The 5257-nt window shown below is 72.0% G+C and carries 8 protein-coding genes; 3 read left to right on the forward strand and 5 right to left on the reverse strand.

Features of this window, described 5'->3' with window-relative positions; translation table 11 throughout:
* Positions 1-857, reverse strand: an 857-nt coding sequence (locus I0Q12_RS26185; protein WP_197256164.1) for a DAK2 domain-containing protein, incomplete at its 3' end; no start/stop codon positions are given.
* Between the two features lie 193 nt (positions 858-1050).
* On the opposite strand from I0Q12_RS26185, the gene rpmB reads away from it, so the two are divergent.
* Entirely contained in the window at positions 1051-1242 is a 192-nt protein-coding gene (rpmB, locus tag I0Q12_RS26190; RefSeq protein ID WP_197256166.1) for a 50S ribosomal protein L28, read from the forward strand.
* A gap of 89 nt (positions 1243-1331) precedes the next feature.
* Positions 1332-2141, forward strand: coding sequence for an enoyl-CoA hydratase-related protein (locus I0Q12_RS26195; protein WP_374068788.1), 810 nt, complete (start codon positions 1332-1334; stop codon positions 2139-2141).
* A gap of 28 nt (positions 2142-2169) precedes the next feature.
* On the opposite strand, the gene I0Q12_RS26200 is transcribed toward I0Q12_RS26195, so the two are convergent.
* From I0Q12_RS26200 to I0Q12_RS26210, 3 genes are read right to left on the reverse strand one after another with little or no spacing between them, the layout of a single operon-like run.
* Complete coding sequence (locus tag I0Q12_RS26200) at positions 2170-2880, reverse strand: uracil-DNA glycosylase (RefSeq protein ID WP_197256168.1); 711 nt, start codon at positions 2878-2880, stop codon at positions 2170-2172.
* A gap of 10 nt (positions 2881-2890) precedes the next feature.
* On the reverse strand, positions 2891-3412 hold the full coding sequence (locus I0Q12_RS26205; protein WP_197256170.1) for a gamma carbonic anhydrase family protein: 522 nt from the start codon (positions 3410-3412) through the stop codon (positions 2891-2893).
* A gap of 10 nt (positions 3413-3422) precedes the next feature.
* Positions 3423-4382 (reverse strand): thiamine-phosphate kinase, encoded by a 960-nt coding sequence (locus I0Q12_RS26210; protein WP_197256172.1) that lies wholly within the window; start codon positions 4380-4382, stop codon positions 3423-3425.
* A 99-nt stretch (positions 4383-4481) separates the two neighbouring features.
* Here I0Q12_RS26210 and I0Q12_RS26215 point away from each other — a divergent pair, with 99 nt between their 5' ends.
* Positions 4482-5090, forward strand: a complete 609-nt coding sequence (locus I0Q12_RS26215; RefSeq protein ID WP_197256174.1) for a DUF3515 domain-containing protein — start codon at positions 4482-4484, stop codon at positions 5088-5090.
* Positions 5091-5115: 25 nt separating this feature from the next.
* Here I0Q12_RS26215 and I0Q12_RS33985 read toward each other — a convergent pair.
* Positions 5116-5257 (reverse strand): hypothetical protein (locus I0Q12_RS33985; protein ID WP_231611481.1); only part of this gene is annotated, 142 nt, incomplete at its 5' end.

Raw genomic sequence — 5257 nt, forward strand, 5'->3', positions numbered from 1 at the left:
CAGGTGCCGGCGCCGTCGCCGACCACCGCGACGGAGTCGCCGAGTGCGTCGAGCCGCGTCCGCAGCGTCGCCATCCGCTCGTCGTCGGTGTCGCCCACGAAGTACATGACCTCGTAGTCCTGCGCGGTGTCGTCGTCCGCGGCCGGGTCGTCCTGCCGGGAGGCGTCCGGGCGCGCGGCGGACCGCACCGGCGGAACGGGCCGGGTGGTGAGGGTGAGGCGGCGGTCGGGTCGCTCGCCGGTCACGACCTCGACGAACACGTCGAGCAGGATGAGCAGGCCGAGGCCACCGGCGTCGACGACGCCGTTCTCCGCGAGGACGTCGAGCTGCGTGACGGTGTGCTGCAGTGCGGCCGCGGCGGCGTCGGCGGCAGCGAGCGCCACGTCCGCGGGTGTCGCGTCGGCACCGAGCCGGGACGCGCCGGTCGCGGCGGCGTGCAGAACGCTCACGATGGTCCCGTCGGCGGGGCTGCTCAGCGCCCGCATCACCGCGGCGGCCGCGCGGTCCAGCGCGTGGGCGATCCCGGGCGCATCGAGCTGCTCCTGGGTCGCGGTGGCGTCGGCCATTCCGCGCAGGATCTGCGCGAGGATCACCCCGGAGTTGCCGCGGGCTCCGGTGAACGCGCCGCGCGCGAGGGCGTCGAGGACCCCGGCTGCCGTCTGCTGCGTACCGGACGCGCGGAGATCCTCTACCGCGGATCGCACGGTGATCAGCAGGTTCGTGCCGGTGTCACCGTCCGGGACGGGGAAGACGTTGAGGACGTTGATCTCGTCGTGGCGCTCCTCGATGGCCTTGAGCCCGAGCTCTGCCCAGCGGCGCAGCGCCTGTGCGTCCACCACGTCCCCCGCTTCGAACAACTGTGGACACCTCTTCCGCAACCCGCCGATTTCCGATGCCGAAAGGGTAACCGTGCGGCCGGAAGGCGGCCGGTTTGGTCATCGGCTGCCGCATTCGCTACGCTTGCAGGGTTGCCTCGCACGGGCGACGACAGTTTCCCGTGTTCGCAGGACAAGAATGACAATATCCACTACATAACAAGGAGTTCGCGACATGGCTGCCGTCTGCGACGTATGCGCCAAGGGCCCCGGCTTCGGGAAGTCGGTCTCGCACTCGCACCGGCGTACCAATCGTCGCTGGAACCCGAACATCCAGAGCGTGCGTGCCCAGGTTGCCCCGGGCAACACCCGCAAGATCAACGTGTGCACCTCCTGCCTGAAGGCGGGCAAGGTCGTTCGCGGCTGATCGAGCCGAGACCACGAATACCCCCGGCGTCCGTCGCCGGGGGTATTTGCCGTTTTGTGAGGTTCGGCCCGGCGGCTAGTGTGCCGAAGGTGACCGAAACTTCTGTGACCGATACCTCCGCCTCGCACGTGAGCGTGACCGACGGAGTCCTGCGCATCGCCGTGGCGACCGCCGAGAACGGCACCTCGCTGTCCCCCGCCGGAGTCGATCAGGGCACCGCCGCCCTGCGTGCCGCCGGACCCGAGGTCGGCGCCGTCCTGCTGGTGGGTGAAGGCGCCAACTTCTGCGCGGGTGGGAACGTGCGCGGATTCGCCGCCGCCGAGGACCGCAGCGCGCACGTCGCCGACATCGCCGGCCGATTCCACGAGTTCGTGCTGGCCCTCGACGCCGTGGGTGTGCCCGTCGTCGCGGCGGTGCACGGCTGGGCCGCCGGTGCCGGGATGAGCATCGTGCTGCACGCCGACATCGCGCTCGGCGGCCCCTCGACGAAGCTGCGCCCGGCGTACCCGTCGATCGGATACACGCCGGACGGCGGGATGTCCTGGACGCTGCCGCGGGTGGTCGGGGTCGCCCGGGCCCGCGAGATGATCCTCACGGACGCGGTGGTCGCCGCGGACGAGGCGGTGCGCCTCGGCCTGCTGAGCCGGCTCGTCGCCGACGACGAGGTCCAGAGCGAGGCGCTGCGCGTCGCCCGGACCCTCGCCAACGGCCCGACCGCGGCCTACGCCGGCATCCGCCGCCTGGTGGCGGACTCCCAGCACCGGACGCTCGCCGAACAGCTCGTCGCCGAACTCGCGTCGATCTCGGCGGCGGCGGTATCGCCGACGGGTCTCGAGGGTGCGGACGCGTTCGTCGAGAAGCGCCGCCCCGATTTCGCCTCGCTGAAGCAGAACCGCTGAAGCAGAACCGATCCGGCGCGGCCGGTGGTCAGGCCAGGCGCCAGTCCACCGGCCCGCCGCCCTGCTGTTCGAGGAGAGCGTTCGCGCGGCTGAACGGTCGCGAGCCGAAGAATCCGCGGGATGCGGACAGCGGTGACGGGTGCGCGGACTCGACGGTGGGCACGTTCCCGAGCATCGGCTTCAAGGTCGCCGCGTCACGGCCCCACAGGATCGCCACCAGCGGCGTGCCGCGCGCGACGAGCGCCCGGATCGCCTGCTCGGTGACGACCTCCCATCCCTTGCCGCGATGCGAGGCGGGCTGCCCCGGCTGCACGGTGAGCACCCTGTTGAGCAGCAGCACACCCTGCTCCGCCCAGGGCGTCAGGTCGCCGTTCGCCGGCACCGGCAGGCCCAGGTCCTCGGTGTATTCGCGGTAGATGTTGGCAAGGCTGCGCGGCACGGGGCGCACGTCGGGTGCGACGGAAAAGCTCAGGCCCACCGCATGACCCGGCGTCGGGTAGGGGTCCTGTCCGACGATGAGCACCCGCACCCGGTCGAACGGCTGCGTGAAGGCGCGCAGCACGTTGCTGCCGGCCGGGAGGTAGCCGCGGCCGGCGGCGTTCTCCCGGCGCAGGAACTGCCCCATCGCCGCGATGTCGTCGGCGACGGGTGCCAGGGCCTGCGCCCAGCCGGCCTCGACGACCTCGGCGAGCGGTCGCGGCCCGGTCGGAGTGTCCGGATCGGCGAGTTGGTCCGTCACGAATTTCCCCCTAGTCGATGCGGCGCAACGCGGTGCGGTAGTAGTCGGCGTTCGCCGCGTACATCTTCGCGTTCTCCTCGAAGCTGCCCTCGGGGAGCTCGAAGCCCTCCCGGACCTTGGCGGGCACGCCCATGGCCATGCGTCGTTCCGGCAGTTCGAACCGCGGCGGGACGAGCGCGCCCGCGGCGACCTGCGATCCGGCCCCGAGCGTCGCGCCGTTGAGCACGAGCGACCCGGAGCCGACGAGGCAACCGTCGCCTATGGTGGCGCTCTCGATGTGGGCGTTGTGGCCGACCACGCAGCGGGCGCCGATGATCGTCGACTGGATCGCCGTGGTGTGGATGATCGTTCCGTCCTGGATGTTGGTGTACTCACCGACGGTGATGGAGCCGTAGTCGCCGCGCAGCACCGCCGTCGGCCACACCGAGGCGTGTGCACCGAGGGTGACATTGCCGATCACCACGGCATCGGGGTGCACCCACGCATCGGGGTGGATATCGGGGACACGATCGCCGAGCGCATAGACAGCCATACGCAGAAACCTATCTCGAGAAACTCTGCCAGCCGCCGGGACCCGCGTGGTCGCGGCCGTCGACGGTGATGCCCGCCCCCGCACGCACCGAGCCGATGCGGTGCCAGCCCTCGGGAAGCGCCACCTCCGGCGGGAAACACGCGGCCAGCGCATGGTCCTCTCCCCCGGTCAGCACCCACTCCCACGGATCGGCGTCCAGGTCCGCCGCGGCAGCGCGCAGATCGTCGCCCGGTCCGAGCAGGGCCGACTCGACGTCGATGGCCACGGCCGACGCGGCCGCGATGTGCCCGAGATCGGCGAGCAGACCGTCCGAGATGTCGGTCCCGGCGCGCGCACCCGCCCGCGCCGCCGCCGGCCCCGCTGCGTACGGCGGGGCCGGAACGCGGTGGGCCTCCACCAGATCGGGGTGACCGCCGTGACCGGCGAGCAGCAGCGCCAACCCCGCGGCGGACCGGCCCAGGGTGCCGGCCAGCGCGAGGACGTCACCGGGCCGGGCCGCGGTGCGCAGCAGCGGCGCCCGGCCTTCGAGGTCGCCGAGCACCGTCACCGAGACGATCACCTGATCGGCCTGCACGAGGTCGCCGCCGACGACCCCCGCGCCCATCTCCTCGGCGGCTTCCCCCAGACCGGCGGAGATCCCCTCGAGCACGGCCACGGGGGTACCGGGCGGGCACCCGAGTGCGACGACGAACGCGGTCGGGCGGGCGCCGAGCGCCGCGACGTCCGCACCGTTCTGCGCCGCAGCTTTGCGTCCGACCTGCTGTGGACTCGACCAGTCCAGCCGGAAGTGCCTGCCCTCGACGAGCATGTCCGTGGAAACGGCGACGCGGCCGTCGGACGCGGCGACGAGTGCTGCATCGTGTCCCGGCCCGACCAGGGTCGTCGCGGGCTGGCGACGGCCGGCGGTCGCGCGATCGATGACGGGGAATTCGCCGAGTTCGGCGACGGTGGGGCCGGTGGGGTCGGGCACGGTGGCAGAAGTCTCCTTCCGGCTCCGGCCGGTGCGGTCCGGTGCCGTGACAGGCACTGATAGGTTCGGGTCACGCTACCGCTCCCGAAGATGGACCTGATGATCGAATCCGATTCTTCTCCCGAACCCGAATCCGACGCCGCCGGTGCCGACGCACAGGTGGCCGAGGAGGAACGCCGCCATCCCGCGGTGATCGCGACGGCCATCGCACTGCCGGTCGCGTTGCTCGCCGGAGTCGTCGTCGCCGCGGTGATCATCGACCGCAATCCGGTGCTCGGCCCGCTCGCACTCGGACCGGTTCCCGCGCCGCAGGCCGAATCCGCCGCGTGCGCAGACCTGCTCGCGGCACTGCCCGAGAAGCTCGGGGACTACACGCGCGCCGAACTGGTCGATCCCGCTCCGCCCGGCACCGCGGCCTGGCAGACCGCCGATGCGGAACCGGTGGTGCTGCGGTGCGGTCTGGATCGTCCCGCCGAATTCGATGCGGCGGCGGCGCTGCAGGTCGTCGACGGCGTGCAGTGGTTCGAGGTGTCGGGCGAAGCCGAGGGCATCGCCGCGAGTACGTGGTTCGCGGTGGACCGGCCGGTCTACGTCGCGTTGACGGTGCCGAACGGGTCCGGACCGTCCCCCTTGCAGGAGGTGTCGGCCGCGCTCACCGAGTCGCTGCCGCAGCAGCAGATCGATCCCGCGCCGGTGGGTGGAAACTGATCCACCGACCGGCGCGGGTGGACGATCACGGGAGCATGGACCCGGTTTCCACGAACCGCTGATGGAACGACAGTGCCTCGCCGAGGAGGTGCGGGGTGTGCCCGCCGGCTTCGGCCTCGGCACGCGCGACATATTCGTGCAGCGCGTCCCGGTAGTCGGGGTGGGCG

It is taken from the genome of Rhodococcus sp. CX (assembly GCF_015865005.1).
Taxonomy (GTDB): Bacteria; Actinomycetota; Actinomycetes; order Mycobacteriales; family Mycobacteriaceae; genus Rhodococcus.